This is a genomic window from Streptomyces sp. NPDC057694 (genome assembly GCF_042799415.1).
GTDB lineage: Bacteria > Actinomycetota > Actinomycetes > Streptomycetales > Streptomycetaceae > Streptomyces.
In genome coordinates, this window is sequence record NZ_JBHVIX010000005.1 from 329,586 (window position 1) to 342,852 (window position 13,267).

Consider the following 13,267-nt stretch of genomic DNA (forward strand, 5'->3'; position numbering starts at 1 on the left):
CCGGCCGTTGCGTGTACGGTTCCCGTATCGGTGTCCGGAACCGGCGCCTTTACGACCCCGAACCGGCGGGACATCCGGACTTATATGTACGTGGGGACTCTGTCCTTCGATCTGCTCCTCGGCGACGTTCACTCGCTGAAGGAAAAACGCTCCCTTGTCCGTCCGATCGTGGCCGAACTCCAGCGCAAGTACGGAGTGAGCGCCGCGGAGACGGGCAACCAGGACCTCCACCGCAGGGCCGAGATCGGGCTCGCGGTGGTCTCCGGGGACACGGGACACCTCACCGATGTACTGGACCGCTGCGAACGGCTCGTCGCCGGGCGGCCAGAGGTGGAACTGCTCTCGGTTCGACGCAGGCTCCACAGCGACGAAGACTGAAGCCTGAAGCAACAAGAAGTAAGCACTTAAAGGAGACGGACCAGTGGCCGACAACGCGCGCGCCAAGAGGCTGGCGGACCTCATCCGAGAGGTGGTGGCCCAGAAGCTGCAGCGCGGGATCAAGGACCCGCGGCTCGGCACCCACGTCACCATCACGGACACCCGCGTCACCGGTGACCTGCGGGAGGCCACGGTCTTCTACACGGTCTACGGGGACGACGAGCAGCGGGCCGAGGTGGCCGCCGGTCTGGAGAGCGCCAAGGGCATCCTGCGCTCCGCGGTCGGTTCGGCGGCCGGCGTGAAGTTCACGCCGACCCTGACCTTCGTCGCGGACGCCCTGCCGGACAACGCCAAGACGATCGAGGACCTCCTCGACCGGGCGCGGTCCTCGGACGCCCAGGTGCGCGAGGCGTCCGCGGGCGCCGCATTCGCCGGGGACGCCGACCCGTACAAGAAGCCCGAGGACGACGACACGGACGCTGCTGACGCCGCCGACAAGGACGGCGACGCCTGAGCATGTCCGACCGCACCCCTCCGCCCGACGGCCTGGTCATTGTCGACAAGCCGTCGGGCTTCACCTCGCACGACGTCGTGGCCAAGATGCGCGGGATCGCCAAGACCCGCCGCGTCGGCCACGCGGGCACCCTCGATCCGATGGCGACGGGTGTCCTCGTGCTCGGCATCGAGCGCGCCACCAAGCTCCTCGGCCACCTCGCGCTGACCGAGAAGGAGTACCTGGGCACGATCCGGCTCGGGCAGAACACGCTGACGGACGACGCGGAGGGCGAGATCACCTCGTCCACGGACGCCTCCGGGGTCCGGCGCGAGGCCGTCGACGCGGGCATCGCCAAGCTGAGCGGCGACATCATGCAGGTGCCGTCCAAGGTCAGCGCCATCAAGATCAACGGCGTACGTTCGTACAAGCGGGCGCGGGACGGCGAGGACTTCGAGATCCCGGCCCGGCCGGTGAAGATCTCCTCCTTCGCCGTGTACGACGTCCGGGACGCGGTCGCCGAGGACGGCACCCCGGTGCTCGACCTGGTGGTGTCGGTGGTCTGCTCGTCCGGTACGTACATCAGGGCGCTGGCCCGGGACCTGGGCGCGGACCTCGGTGTGGGCGGGCACCTGACCGCGCTGCGCCGCACCCGCGTGGGCCCGTACAAGCTGGACCGCGCGAAGACGCTGGACCAGTTGCAGGAGTCGTTCGCCGTGATGCCGGTGGCCGAGGCCGCCGCCGCGGCGTTCCCGCGCTGGGACGTCGACGCGCGCCGCGCCGGGCTGCTGCTGAACGGGGTGCGGCTCGACGTGCCCGGGGAGTACGCCGGGGCCGGGCCGGTCGGCGTGTTCGACCAGGACGGCCGGTTCGTCGCGCTCGTCGAGGAGTCGAAGGGCAAGGCGAAGAGTCTCGCCGTCTTCGGGTGAGCACTCTCTGAACGGTGCCGAGTGATGCGGCGGAGCGGCGGTCGCCAGGGCTTCCTGGTGGCCGCCGCTCCACGTTCCCCCTCTCCAAGGTGTATCCGCCGGAACGGTCGCCTTCACCCCATCGAGCAGGCGCTCGGAGTGAAGCGGGGGAGCGGAAGGGGGCGCGTTCGGACCGAGTTCTGTTCCGCTGATCACCGCGCGCCTACCGTCGGCAGAGACGGGGTGTGGCGGGAGGTTGCGGGCATGGTGGATCCGCCGCTGGTACAGATCTGCGATCTGGCCGGGCGGCCGCGCGGGGCCGGGTTCGCGGTGGACGACCGGGGCACCGTGCTCACCAGTCATGAGGCGGTGGACGGGCTCGGCCGGGTGGTGCTGCACGCGCCGGACGGCGGGGGGACGTGTGTCGTGGGGCCGGAGGCGGTCGTGGCACTGCCGGAGGCCGATCTCGCGCTCGTCACGACCGAGGGGCTCGCGGTGGCCCCGGTGCCGGTGTCCGGGGCGCGGGCGGCGGGCGCGTACGTCCGGATCCCGGCCGGTGGCTGGCGCGAGGCCCGGGTGCTCGGGCACACGGACGTGACCTACCCGGCGACCGACCGCTCCCATGTGCTCGAAGGCGCCATGGAACTGGCGGTCGGGACGGCCGGGGCCGACGCGCTGCGGCGGGGCGGTGGCGCCGCGGGCGGGCCCGTCGTCGACGCGGACACCGGCGCGGTCGTCGCCGTGCTGGGGACGGCGCTGGAGGCCGGGCACCGGGCGGCCGGGTTCGCGGTGCCGCTGCGCGCGGCGGCCGCCGCCGATCCGTGCGGCCCGCTCGCCGAGCTGCTCGCGCGCAACGCGGCGACGGTGCCCGCCTACGGTGCCGACCTCAATCTGGCGGGCGTGCTCCAGGTCGCCGCCGTCTCCGTGGGCAGCGACGGGCCGGGCCGGACCGGCGGGCCCGAGCCGGTCGAACGGCCCGATGTGGTGCGGGCGTTGGCGGAGTTCGAGCGCGGGGACGCCGCAGTGGTCGCGCTGGTGGGGGATCCGGGGTGCGGCCGGACGACCGAGCTGGCGGCCTTCGCCGCGCGCCGGGCCGAGGCGCCCATGGTGTGGCTGCGCGGCGCCGATCTGCGCGGGGACGACGCGTCCGTCGCGGACGCGGTGGGGCGGGCCCTGGAGCGGGCCGGGCGGATCGTCGCCGCGTCCCGTGCGGACGGCGCGCCCGGGGACCTCTCGGCGGAGCGTGTCGCCGCGGTGGCGCGCGGCGCGGGGCGGCCCCTGGTGCTGCTGCTCGACGGGCCCGAGGAGATGCCGCCCGTGCTCGCGCACCGGCTCGACGCGTGGTCGAGCGGTACCGAGCGGTGGCTCACGCGGTGCGGGGTGCGGCTCGTGGTGGCGTGCCGCGGTGAGTACTGGGAGCAGGCCGGTCGGCTGTTCGGTGCCGGGGCGTTGTACGGGACGGCGGCGGGGCGGCTGCCCGTGTGTGTGCGGGTGGGCGATCTGACGGGGGAGCGGGCACGGCTGGCGCGGGAGCGGTTCGGGATCCCCGCGGGCGCTCTGGCGGTGCGCGACGCCGGGCATCCGCTGGCGCTGCGGCTGCTCGGGGAGGTGCGGGCGGCGGTACCGGGGGACGGTCCTGCCGGGTGCCCCGACCGGGACGAGGTGTTCTCGGCGTATCTGGACCTGATGTGCCTGCGGGTGGCGGTGCGGCTCGCGGCGCCCGCCGGAGTGCGGGGGAGCGGGGTGCGGCGGCTGGCGGCGCGGGTGTCCGGGCGGCTGCACGAGGCGGCGCGGCGCAGTCTGGGGCCCGGGCAGGGGGACCTCGACCGGGAGACGTTCGAGGAGCTGTTCCCGTGGGGTGCGCTGCACGGCGTCGCGGGGTGGGCCTCGGCCGTGCTGGCGGAAGGGGTGCTGGTGCCCGCCGGGGCCGGTTACCGGTTCGCGCACGAGGAGGTCGCCGACTGGATCCAGGGGATGCATCTGGACCTGGACGCGGCGCTCGCGGCGCTGGTGTTCCGGCGGCCGGCGGACGACGGGTCCGTTCCGGTGCCGAGGCATCGGGCGGGGCCGGTGGTGCGGGCTCTGCTGCTGGTGGGGCGGGAGCGCGGTTCCGTTGAACTGGGCCTGAAGCTCGCCGAGTTGGCCGGTCGGGTCGCGCGAGGGGGTGAGGCGTCCTGGTGGGCCGGGCATCTGCTCAGCGGTGTGCTGCTGCGCGTTCCCGACGCCGCCGTGCATCTGCCCGTACTGGAGGAGCTGGCGGAGCGCGGGGTGTTCGGGCCCGCGTTCTGGTGGGCGCTGCCCGTCGCCGACGAGGTGCGGTTCGGGCTGGTGCGGCGGCTTGTCGTGCATGATCCGGAGCCCGGGGCGGGGGAGCGGCATCTTGATGCCGTCGCCGATCTGCTCCTCTCCGACCCGGCGCGGGCGCAGCGGGAGTTGACCCGCTGGTTCGATGACGAACGGGTGCTGCCCGCGCTGCCTGACGCGACTGTCGCTACCGCCGCGCAGGCTCTGCTGCACACCCATCGGCACGGGGCCGTCGACGATCTCTTGGATGCGCTGGTGGACTGTGGTCATCCGCGCGGCGATGAACTGCTCGCCGTTCTCGTCGACGAGGAGCCGTCCGCCGTGTGCCGGGCCGTCGGTCGGTGGGCTTGCGACGAGCGGGGGGCTCGGCGGGGGGCGGCGGCTTCGTACGGGGTGCGGGTTGCGTCCCGGGTGGGTGCCGAGGTGGACCGGTGTCTGTTGCGCCGGGCCGCACTTGCCCTGCTCGGGCGGCCGGGCGATGGTGCGCTGCATGGTGCCGCGCTTGCGCTGCTTTTGGGAGAGCCGGGCTCTGCCGCCGAGCGCCGTCCGGCTGCTGCCCGGTGGGACCTCTCGGGGGATTCCCCGCGCTCCTAGGGTGCCGCTCACGTCGTGGTGGAGCGCGCAGTTCCCCGCGCCCCTGGGTTGTCCGTTCGTCTGCGGCCCGGTGGCCGCTTCTCGCGCAGTTCCCCGCGCCCCTGAAGCGAGCTGCGCTCGCCCTCGTATCGTTCGTGTGCGGGCCGGTGGCCGCTTCTCGCGCAGTTCCCCGCGCCCCTGAGGCAGGCGCTTCGCGCCGCCTCCCCTTGAGGCTGCGCTCCGCGCGCCTCCAATCAGGGGATAGGAGCGCACCTCCATCCGGGACAAGGGACGCGCCTCCACCCAGGGCTAGGGGCGTGCCTCCACTTGAGGCAGGGGCCGCGCCTCAGCCTTGGGCAGGGGGCCGCACCTTCTCCTTGGGCAGGTGGCGCGCCTCTGATGGAGATAGCGCACGAAGTGCGCATCTCCAGGGGCGCGGGGAACTGCGCGAGAAGCGGCCACCGGCCCGCAGACGAAAGGCAACCCGATAAGGGGCGCGGGGAACTGCGCAAAAAGCGGCCACCGGCTCGCAGTCGGTAACGTAACTAAGGGGCGCGGGGAACTGCGCGACCAGCCACTACGCAGCGGTGCGATCAGGCGGGGCGGGGCAGGTCTCGGTGGTGGCCCACCGGGGATGTGAGGAGGTACACGGCCGGGAGGAGGGCCGCCGCGCACACCGTCCACAGCGCGGCATGCGTCCCCGCGTACGTCGCCAATACCCCCGCAGCCAAAGCGCCGAGCGGCAACGCGCCCCAGGACACGAACCGGACCGTCGCCATCACCCGCGACAGCAGCTCCGGCGGCGACTGGGTCTGGCGGTAGGTGCGGGTGGTGATGGAGCCGATGACGCTGCCGAAGGCGAACCCGGCGTTGCCCAGCGCGAACCAGTAGGCATCCCCGGCGGACGTGGTCAGCGGCGCGAGCAGCAGCAGTGCCCCGCCCGCCAGATCGGCCACGATGATCCCGCGCGCGGTGCCCAGGCGCCGGGTGACCCGGACCGCGACGGCGGACCCGGCGAGCGCGCCGACCCCGTCCATCGCGAGGACGAGGCCCAGCTGTACGGAGTTCAGACCGGCCTCGCGGACCAGGTAGAGCGGGGTGAGGGCGACCAGCGCCGCGTTCAGGAAGTTGGCGGCGGTCGCCCAGACGGTGCAGGGCAGCATGACCGGGTGCCGGGTCACGTACCGCCAGCCCTCGCGCATCAGCCGCAGCGCGCTCTCTCCGGTACGGGGAGCGGGACGGCGTTCGGGCAGGGTGCGCAGCAGTACGGCCGAGGCGAGATAGCTGACCGCGTCCACGACCAGCGCCCCGACCGGACCCGTCGCGCTCACCAGCACCCCGCCGAGCGAGGGCCCGCCGGTCTCGGTGACCGCATGGGTGCCGGACACCACGCTGTTGCGGGCGGCGAGCTGCCGGGCCGGCACGACGGCCGGCAGGAACGTCGAGTTGCCGATGTCGAACAGGACCGTCGCCGCCCCGGTGACCAGCGCCGCCGCCAGCAGATGCGGATAGGTCAGCGCCCCGAGCCACCACGCCAGCGGCAGCGAGCCGAGCGCGGCGAACCGGACGAGGTCGAGGGCGACCTGGAGCCCGCGCAGCGGAACGCGCTGCGCGACCACACCGGCCGGCAGGCTGAGCAGCAGCCAGGAGATCTGTCCGGCGGCGGCGAGCAGGGTGGCCTCGAAGGCCGTGGCGTCCAGCACGGTCAGGGCGACGAGCGGCAGGGCGAGCGCGGTGACGGCGGTGCCCGCGTTGCTGACCGTGGCGGCGGTCCAGTACCGCCAGAAGACGCCCGGCGGCGCGTCGCCGCCTCCGTCCCGGCTCCGTTCGAGGTCCGGGACTGTCCGTGTCTCGGTCATGCAGATACGCCCCCCACTGGGTCTCTTTTGGGAACTTACTCGATCCGAGTGAGTTCCTATCGGAAACTGACCCGATGGCGCAAGATGGTCACGACGACTGAACGCCGTAGGGAAGAGGCAGGAAGCCATGGTCAGGTCGGTGCCCGAGCGCGACGCCGCCTGTGCGATCGCGCAGGCCGCGGCGGTGGTCGGCGACTGGTGGAGCCTGCTCCTGATCCGGGAGACCGCGCGCGGCCACCACCGCTTCGACGCGCTCCAGGAAGAGCTGGGCATCTCCCGCAAGGTGCTCACCGAGCGCCTCGCGCACCTGGTGGCGGCGGAGGTCCTGGAGAAGGTCCCGTACCAGAGCGGCCCCGTCCGCCACGAGTACCGGCTGACCGACCAGGGGCGCGGACTGCTCCCCGTACTGCTGTCCATGCAGGACTGGGCGGACCGCTGGGTCCTCGGCGACGGTTCGCTCAGCGGCACCGCCGACGAGGAGAGCGAGCAGGCGCGGCGCACCGCGGCCCTCGCCGGTGAGCGGCTGCCGCGCCTCGAACTGCCGGGCCACCGGGACGGCGCGCCGCTCGACCCCGTCGCCGACGCCGCCGCCACCGTCCTGTTCTGCTACCCGGCGACCGGCCGCCCGAGCCCGCTGCCGGAGGGCTGGGGCGACATCCCCGGCACCGTCGGCTGCACGCTGGAGAACCGCCTGTTCCGGGAGGCGTACGACGACTTCCGGGCGGCGGGCGCCGAAGTGCGCGGCGTGAGCACCCAGCGCCCGGACGAGCAGCGCGTGTTCGCCGTCGAGGAGGGCCTCCCCTTCGACCTGCTCTCCGACGTCGACCTGCGCCTGGCCGCCGCGCTGCGGCTGCCCGTGTTCCGGGCCGGTCAGGCGCTGCGCCTCAAGCGCGCCGTCCTCGTCGTGGACCGGGACCGGGTGGTGCGGCACGTGCGCTTCCCGGTGACGGACATCCCGGAAGCGGTGCGCGAGGCCCTGGGCGTCGTACGCGCACTGGCCGCGTGACCTGCACCGGGTGGGCCGGGGAGAGGCGCGGACCCTCGGCATGGCACTCTTAGACCTGCGGATTCGACAATGAGTTATGGGTTACGTCGATACGCGGACACTGAGATGAACCGTCGTACACAGGTTTGCGAGGAGCAATCACCGTGCAGCGCTGGCGTGGCTTGGAGGACATCCCCCAGGACTGGGGGCGCAGCGTCGTCACCATCGGCTCCTACGACGGCGTGCACCGCGGACACCAGCTGATCGTCGGCCGCGCCGTGGAGCGCGCCCGCGAGCTGGGCGTCCCCGCGGTCGTCGTCACCTTCGACCCGCACCCCAGCGAGGTCGTGCGCCCCGGCTCGCACCCCCCGCTGCTCGCGCCCCACCACCGGCGCGCCGAGCTGATGGCCGCCCTCGGTGTGGACGCGGTGCTGATCCTGCCGTTCACCACCGAGTTCTCGAAGCTGTCCCCGGCCGACTTCGTGGCGAAGGTGCTCGTCGACAAGCTGCACGCGCGCCTGGTCGTCGAGGGCCCCAACTTCCGGTTCGGGCACAAGGCCGCGGGCAACGTGGAGTTCCTCGCCGAGCAGGGCGCGACGTACGACTTCGACGTCGAGGTCATCGACCTGAAGGTGAGCGGGAACGCCGGCGGCGGCGCACCCTTCTCCTCCACCCTCACCCGCACCCTCGTCGCCGAGGGCGACGTGGAGGGCGCCGCCGAGATCCTCGGGCGGCCGCACCGGGTCGAGGGCGTCGTCGTGCGCGGCGCGCAGCGCGGCCGCGAGCTGGGCTTCCCGACGGCCAACGTGGAGACGCTGCCGCACACCGCGATCCCCGCCGACGGGGTCTACGCCGGCTGGCTGCACGTGAACGGCGAGGCGATGCCCGCCGCGATCTCCGTCGGCACGAACCCCCAGTTCGACGGCACCGAGCGAACCGTCGAGGCCTACGCCATCGACCGCGTCGGGCTCGACCTGTACGGGCTGCACGTCGCCGTGGACTTCCTCGCCTTCGTGCGCGGGATGTCGAAGTTCGACTCGCTGGAGGAACTGGTCGAGGCCATCGCGAACGATGTGAAGCGGGCCAGGGAACTCATCGAGGCGTGCGAGGCCTGATCCGCCGCCGGGAGTGACGCGGGTCACTTCCGGCCGTGTCACATCTTCGTGAGCGGCTCCGTCATAGGTGTGTCAGCACGTACGGCACACGAAGGAGCCCGCCATGGAACCCCGCCTCAATCTCTTCGCCAACCCGGCCCTCGGCAAGGCGCTCAAGCACATCGTCGCGGCGGCCAAGGCCGCCGAGAACACCGGAGTGCCGGGCGCCACGCACCAGCTCATGCTGATCCGCGCCAGCCAGATCAACGGCTGTGCGGGCTGCCTGGACATGCACACCAAGGACGCCGCCGCGGCCGGTGAGACCTCGGTCCGGATCAACCTCGTCGCGGGCTGGCGCGAGGCCAAGGTCTTCACCGAGGCCGAGAAGGCCGCCCTCGCCCTGACCGAGGCGGGCACCCGGATCGCCGACGGCACCGGCGTCTCCGACGAGGTGTGGGCCGACGCGGCCAAGCACTACGACGAGGACCAGCTCGGCGCGCTCGTCGCGACGATCGCCATCATCAACACCTTCAACCGGATCAACGTGATGACCCAGCAGCCCGCCGGCGACTACGAGCCCGGCATGTACAGCTGATGCGTCCTCCCGGGTACGGGCCCGGCTCCACGGAGCCGGGCCCGACCGCTACCTCGCCGCGACCGCGGCCGCCGCCCAGTGGCACGCCACCTGCGACGCGCCGCCGCCGGACAGCACCGGCAGGTCCTCGGTGCGGCACTTCTCCGCGACCCCGGCGCGCTCCGCCTCGCCGCCCGCCAGGATCTGGCAGCGCGCGTGGAAGCGGCAGCCGCCCGGGATCCGGGACGGGTCCGGCGCCTCGCCCTTCAGCACCACCGGCTCGCCCGGCGCCTCCGGCAGCACCGACAACAGAGCCTGGGTGTACGGGTGCTGAGGGGATGTCAGGACGTCCTCGACCTTGCCCGTCTCCACGATCCGGCCGAGGTACATCACCGCGACCCGGTCCGCGATGTTCCAGGCCAGGCCCAGGTCGTGCGTGACGACGAGCGCCGACAGACCCAGCTCCTCGCGGAGCTTCAGGATCAGCGCGAGGATCTCGCCGCGCACCGACGCGTCCAGGGACGCCACCGGCTCGTCCGCGACGATGAGTTCGGGCTCCAGGACCAGCGCGCCCGCGATCACGACGCGCTGGCGCTGACCGCCCGACAGCTCGTGCGGATAGCGCAGGAAGAACCGCTCGGGCGGCCGCAGCCCCGCGCGGGACAGGGCGTCGGCCACCGCCTCGCGTTCGTCACCCGCGTACCCGTGGATGCGCAGGCCCTCCGCCACCGCCTCGTACACCGTGTGCCGCGGGTTGAGCGAGCCGCTCGGGTCCTGGAGGACCAGCTGGACGCGCTTGCGGTACGCCTTCAGCGCGCGCGAGGCGTAGTCCAGCGGCTTGCCCGCGAACGTGACCCGGCCCGACGTCGGCTTCTCCAGGCCGAGCAGGGTGCGCGCCAGGCTCGTCTTGCCGCAGCCCGACTCGCCGACGAGGGCGACGATCTCGCCCGGCGCGATGTCCAGGTCGACGCCGTCCACGGCCCGCGCCGCGGGGGCGCCGCGTCGGCCGGGGAACGTCACCTGGAGCTGTTCGGCACTCAACAGAGACTCGGTCATGCGGTCTTGCTCCCTGCTTCGATGCCCTGTGCGGGCGAACCGCCCGACTCCACGTGGACGCATGCCGCGCGCCGCCCGGGGCCCGCGTCCCGCAGCACCTGGTCCTCACTCGCGCACACGTCGAGCGCCACGGGGCAGCGCGGATGGAACGTGCAGCCGGACGGCAGCGCCGCCGGGTCCGGCGGGTCGCCGGGCAGACCGCGCGGCGCGAACCGGGACGCCGGGTCGCCGATCGTCGGGAACGCCGCCGACAGCGCCTTGCCGTAGGGGTGCACCGCGGATCCGTACACCTCGTCGGCCGGACCCTCCTCGACGACGCGGCCCGCGTACATCACGGCGAGCCGGTCGCAGGTGTCGGAGAGGACCGCCAGATCGTGGCTGATCATGATGAGGCCGAGGTCCTGCTCCGCCACCAACTGCTCGATCAGGCGCAGGATCTGGGCCTGGATCATCACATCGAGCGCGGTCGTCGGCTCGTCCGCGATGATCAGTTCCGGCTCGCAGGCGAGCGCCATCGCGATCATCACGCGCTGGCGCTGACCGCCGGACAGCTCGTGCGGATACGCCGCCGCGCGCGCGGCGGGCAGCCCCACGTGCTCCAGGAGCTCGGCGACCTTCTTCTTCGCCGCGTCCGGCGTCGTCTTCTTGTGCAGCAGGATGGGCTCGGCGATCTGGTCGCCGATGCGGTGCACGGCGTTCAGCGAGTGCATCGCGCCCTGGAAGACGATCGACGCCCCGGCCCAGCGGACGGCCCGCAGCCGGCCCCACTTCATGGCGAGGACGTCCTCGCCGTTCAGCAGGATCTCGCCGGTGACCTTCGCGCCCGCCGGCAGCAGTCGCAGCAGGGCGAGCGCCAGCGTCGACTTGCCGCAGCCGGACTCGCCGGCGATGCCGAGCTTCTGGCCGGCCTCGACGGAGAGGTTCACACCGCGTACGGCCCGGCTCCCGCCCTCGTACGTCACGTGGAGGTCGCGCACTTCGAGCAGCGTCATGAGCGCGCCCCCAGCTTCGGGTTGAGGACGGATTCGACCGCGCGGCCGCACAGGGTGAAGGAGAGCGCCACGACGGCGATGGCGATGCCGGGCGGTGCCAGGTACCACCAGTCGCCCGCGCTGACCGCGCCCGCCTCGCGGGCGTCCTGGAGCATGCCGCCCCAGGAGGTGATCGTCGGGTCGGACAGGCCGAGGAAGGCGAGCGTCGCCTCGGTCAGGATCGCCGAGGAGATGATCATCGTGGTCTGGGCGAGGACCAGCGGCATCACGTTCGGCAGCACGTGCCGCAGCATGATGTGGCCGTGGCCGCCGCCCAGCGCCCGGGCCCGCTCGATGTACGGGCGTGACTCGACCGCGAGGGTCTGGGCACGCACCAGGCGGGCCGTGGTCGGCCAGGTCGTCACGCCGATCGCGATGATGACGGTCCACATCGAGCGGTCCATCACCGTCGCCAGGGCGATCGCGAGGACCAGTGTCGGCATCACCAGGAACCAGTCGGTGACGCGCATCAGGACCGTCGAGTACCAGCCGTGGAAGTGGCCGGCGACGATCCCGACGACGGTGCCGATCGCCACGCACAGGAATGCGGCGAGCAGCCCGACGGTGAGCGACACACGCGCCCCGTACACGAGCAGCGCGAGCACGCTGCGCCCGAACTGGTCGGTGCCGAGCGGGAAATCACCGCTCGGCCCGGCCAGCGGGCTGCCGTCGGCGTCGGTCACGGACTGCGAGTCCGCGCCGACCAGGACCGGCGCGAAGATCGCGATGAGCGCGATCAGGATGAGCAGGCCCAGGCCCCACAGTCCGCTCTTGTGGGAGCGGTACGCGGTCCAGAAGCGGGCCAGGGACCGGCGCTTGCGGGCGCGGGCGAGCGCGCGCGGATTGCCCGCCCTGTCGACGGGTGCGGTCTGCGTCGGCTGCGTCGTCATCGGCCTACCCTCGGGTCGAGCAGCGGATAGAGGATGTCGGCGAGGGTGTTCGCCAGGATCACGGCGGTCGCGAAGACGAAGAACAGGCCCTGGACGAGCGGAAGATCGGGCACGGACAGGGCGGAGTAGAAGAGGCCGCCGAGGCCCGGCCAGGAGAACACCGTCTCGACGAGGATCTGCCCGGCGACGACATGCCCGAGGTTCACGAACATCAGCGTGAACGTCGGCAGCATCGCGTTCGGCACCGCGTGCTTGCGGCGCACCACGTCGTCCCGGAGCCCCTTGGCGCGCGCGGTCGTCAGATAGTCGCTGCCCATCTCGTCGAGCAGCGAGGAGCGCATGACGAGCAGCGTCTGCGCGTAGCCGACCGCGACCAGGGTGATCACCGGCAGGACGAGGTGGTGGGCGACGTCGATGATGTACGCGAAGCCGGTCTCGCCGCCCGATTCGAGGCCGCCGGTCGGGAACATGCCGGGGATCGGGCCGATGCCGACGGCGAAGACGATGATGAGGAGCAGGCCCAGCCAGAACGCCGGAACCGAGTACAGGGTGAGCGCGAACGCGGTGTTGAAGCGGTCGCTGCGCGACCCGTTGCGCCACGCCGTCCGCGTGCCCAGCCAGATGCCGAGCGCCGAGTACAGCACGTACGCCGTGCCGGTCAGCAGCAGCGTCGCCGGAAGCGCGTCCATGATCTTGTCGATCACGGGTGTGTGGTACTGGAACGAGATCCCGAAGTCGCCGGTCAGCGCGTTTCCGACGTACGACGTGAACTGCTTCCACATCGGCTGGTCGAGGCCGTACTGGTGGCGCAGGTTGGCCAGTTGCTCCACGGAGACCTTGCGGCCGCCGGTCATCTGCTTGACCGGGTCGCTCGGGATGAGGCGGAAGAGGAAGAAGCTGGTGACGAGGACGGCGAAGAGGGAGACCGCGGCCCCCGCGATCTTCGCCGCCGCGTACTTCAGGTATTCCGTGGTGGTGCGGGCCCGGGGGCCGCGGGCGGCCGACAGCGGCCCGGCCGGAGAGGCCGGGTCGCCGTCGGGACCGTCCGCGGGCTGCACGAGCGCCGGAGTGCTGTCAGCTGTCATGGTTCACGTGTTCTCTGCTGGTCATGCGAACTCTCGT

General features: G+C 72.6%; 12 protein-coding genes. 7 read left to right on the top strand and 5 right to left on the bottom strand.

Annotation, left to right across the window (positions count from 1 at the left end):
• Positions 1–84: 84 nt before the first annotated feature.
• The 4 genes from ACFVDP_RS15760 to ACFVDP_RS15775 all read left to right on the top strand — a co-directional run bounded on the left by ACFVDP_RS15760 (position 85) and on the right by ACFVDP_RS15775 (position 4,677).
• Entirely contained in the window at positions 85–378 is a 294-nt protein-coding gene (locus ACFVDP_RS15760; protein ID WP_111667322.1) for a DUF503 domain-containing protein, read from the top strand.
• A 43-nt stretch (positions 379–421) separates the two neighbouring features.
• Positions 422–892: a 30S ribosome-binding factor RbfA gene (rbfA, locus tag ACFVDP_RS15765; RefSeq protein ID WP_383489291.1), complete on the top strand. Its 471-nt coding sequence runs from the start codon at positions 422–424 to the stop codon at positions 890–892.
• A gap of 2 nt (positions 893–894) precedes the next feature.
• A complete protein-coding gene (truB, locus tag ACFVDP_RS15770) occupies positions 895–1,800 on the top strand; it encodes a tRNA pseudouridine(55) synthase TruB (RefSeq protein WP_383489294.1) in 906 nt (301 codons plus the stop codon).
• 243 nt (positions 1,801–2,043) lie between these two features.
• Positions 2,044–4,677 (top strand): serine protease, encoded by a 2,634-nt coding sequence (locus tag ACFVDP_RS15775; protein ID WP_383489297.1) that lies wholly within the window; start codon positions 2,044–2,046, stop codon positions 4,675–4,677.
• Between the two features lie 572 nt (positions 4,678–5,249).
• Here the strand turns inward: ACFVDP_RS15775 and ACFVDP_RS15780 are convergent.
• Positions 5,250–6,515, bottom strand: coding sequence for an MFS transporter (locus ACFVDP_RS15780; RefSeq protein WP_383489300.1), 1,266 nt, complete (start codon positions 6,513–6,515; stop codon positions 5,250–5,252).
• Positions 6,516–6,642: 127 nt separating this feature from the next.
• On the opposite strand from ACFVDP_RS15780, the gene ACFVDP_RS15785 reads away from it, so the two are divergent.
• The 3 genes from ACFVDP_RS15785 (at position 6,643) to ACFVDP_RS15795 (ending at position 9,189) form a co-directional block, all read left to right on the top strand.
• Positions 6,643–7,521 carry a winged helix-turn-helix transcriptional regulator gene (locus ACFVDP_RS15785; RefSeq protein WP_383489302.1) on the top strand — a complete coding sequence of 293 codons (879 nt, stop codon included), beginning with the start codon at positions 6,643–6,645 and terminating at the stop codon, positions 7,519–7,521.
• Positions 7,522–7,664: 143 nt separating this feature from the next.
• The gene (locus tag ACFVDP_RS15790; protein ID WP_383489305.1) at positions 7,665–8,615 is read left to right on the top strand and encodes a bifunctional riboflavin kinase/FAD synthetase; all 951 of its coding nucleotides are present in this window, start codon (positions 7,665–7,667) and stop codon (positions 8,613–8,615) included.
• A 103-nt stretch (positions 8,616–8,718) separates the two neighbouring features.
• Entirely contained in the window at positions 8,719–9,189 is a 471-nt protein-coding gene (locus tag ACFVDP_RS15795; protein WP_383489307.1) for a carboxymuconolactone decarboxylase family protein, read from the top strand.
• 48 nt (positions 9,190–9,237) lie between these two features.
• Here ACFVDP_RS15795 and ACFVDP_RS15800 read toward each other — a convergent pair whose 3' ends face one another.
• The 4 genes from ACFVDP_RS15800 to ACFVDP_RS15815 are packed head-to-tail and all read right to left on the bottom strand — an operon-like array spanning position 9,238 to position 13,230.
• On the bottom strand, positions 9,238–10,224 hold the full coding sequence (locus ACFVDP_RS15800) for an oligopeptide/dipeptide ABC transporter ATP-binding protein (protein ID WP_383489310.1): 987 nt from the start codon (positions 10,222–10,224) through the stop codon (positions 9,238–9,240).
• Positions 10,221–11,216 carry an ABC transporter ATP-binding protein gene (locus tag ACFVDP_RS15805; protein ID WP_383489313.1) on the bottom strand — a complete coding sequence of 332 codons (996 nt, stop codon included), beginning with the start codon at positions 11,214–11,216 and terminating at the stop codon, positions 10,221–10,223. Before ACFVDP_RS15805 ends, ACFVDP_RS15800 begins: the two co-directional genes overlap by 4 nt.
• Entirely contained in the window at positions 11,213–12,145 is a 933-nt protein-coding gene (locus tag ACFVDP_RS15810; protein WP_383489316.1) for an ABC transporter permease, read from the bottom strand. Before ACFVDP_RS15810 ends, ACFVDP_RS15805 begins: the two co-directional genes overlap by 4 nt.
• Positions 12,142–13,230: an ABC transporter permease gene (locus ACFVDP_RS15815; RefSeq protein ID WP_383489319.1), complete on the bottom strand. Its 1,089-nt coding sequence runs from the start codon at positions 13,228–13,230 to the stop codon at positions 12,142–12,144. Before ACFVDP_RS15815 ends, ACFVDP_RS15810 begins: the two co-directional genes overlap by 4 nt.
• Positions 13,231–13,267 lie beyond the last annotated feature (37 nt).

Coding starts and splice junctions, on each gene's coding strand:
- ACFVDP_RS15775 (WP_383489297.1), top strand. CDS start 2,044: ATGGTGGATCCGCCGCTGGTACAGATCTGCGATCTGGCCGGGCGGCCG.
- ACFVDP_RS15785 (WP_383489302.1), top strand. CDS start 6,643: ATGGTCAGGTCGGTGCCCGAGCGCGACGCCGCCTGTGCGATCGCGCAG.
- ACFVDP_RS15810 (WP_383489316.1), bottom strand. CDS start 12,145: ATGACGACGCAGCCGACGCAGACCGCACCCGTCGACAGGGCGGGCAAT.
- ACFVDP_RS15795 (WP_383489307.1), top strand. CDS start 8,719: ATGGAACCCCGCCTCAATCTCTTCGCCAACCCGGCCCTCGGCAAGGCG.
- ACFVDP_RS15800 (WP_383489310.1), bottom strand. CDS start 10,224: ATGACCGAGTCTCTGTTGAGTGCCGAACAGCTCCAGGTGACGTTCCCC.
- ACFVDP_RS15815 (WP_383489319.1), bottom strand. CDS start 13,230: ATGACAGCTGACAGCACTCCGGCGCTCGTGCAGCCCGCGGACGGTCCC.
- ACFVDP_RS15780 (WP_383489300.1), bottom strand. CDS start 6,515: ATGACCGAGACACGGACAGTCCCGGACCTCGAACGGAGCCGGGACGGA.
- truB (WP_383489294.1), top strand. CDS start 895: ATGTCCGACCGCACCCCTCCGCCCGACGGCCTGGTCATTGTCGACAAG.
- ACFVDP_RS15760 (WP_111667322.1), top strand. CDS start 85: ATGTACGTGGGGACTCTGTCCTTCGATCTGCTCCTCGGCGACGTTCAC.
- ACFVDP_RS15805 (WP_383489313.1), bottom strand. CDS start 11,216: ATGACGCTGCTCGAAGTGCGCGACCTCCACGTGACGTACGAGGGCGGG.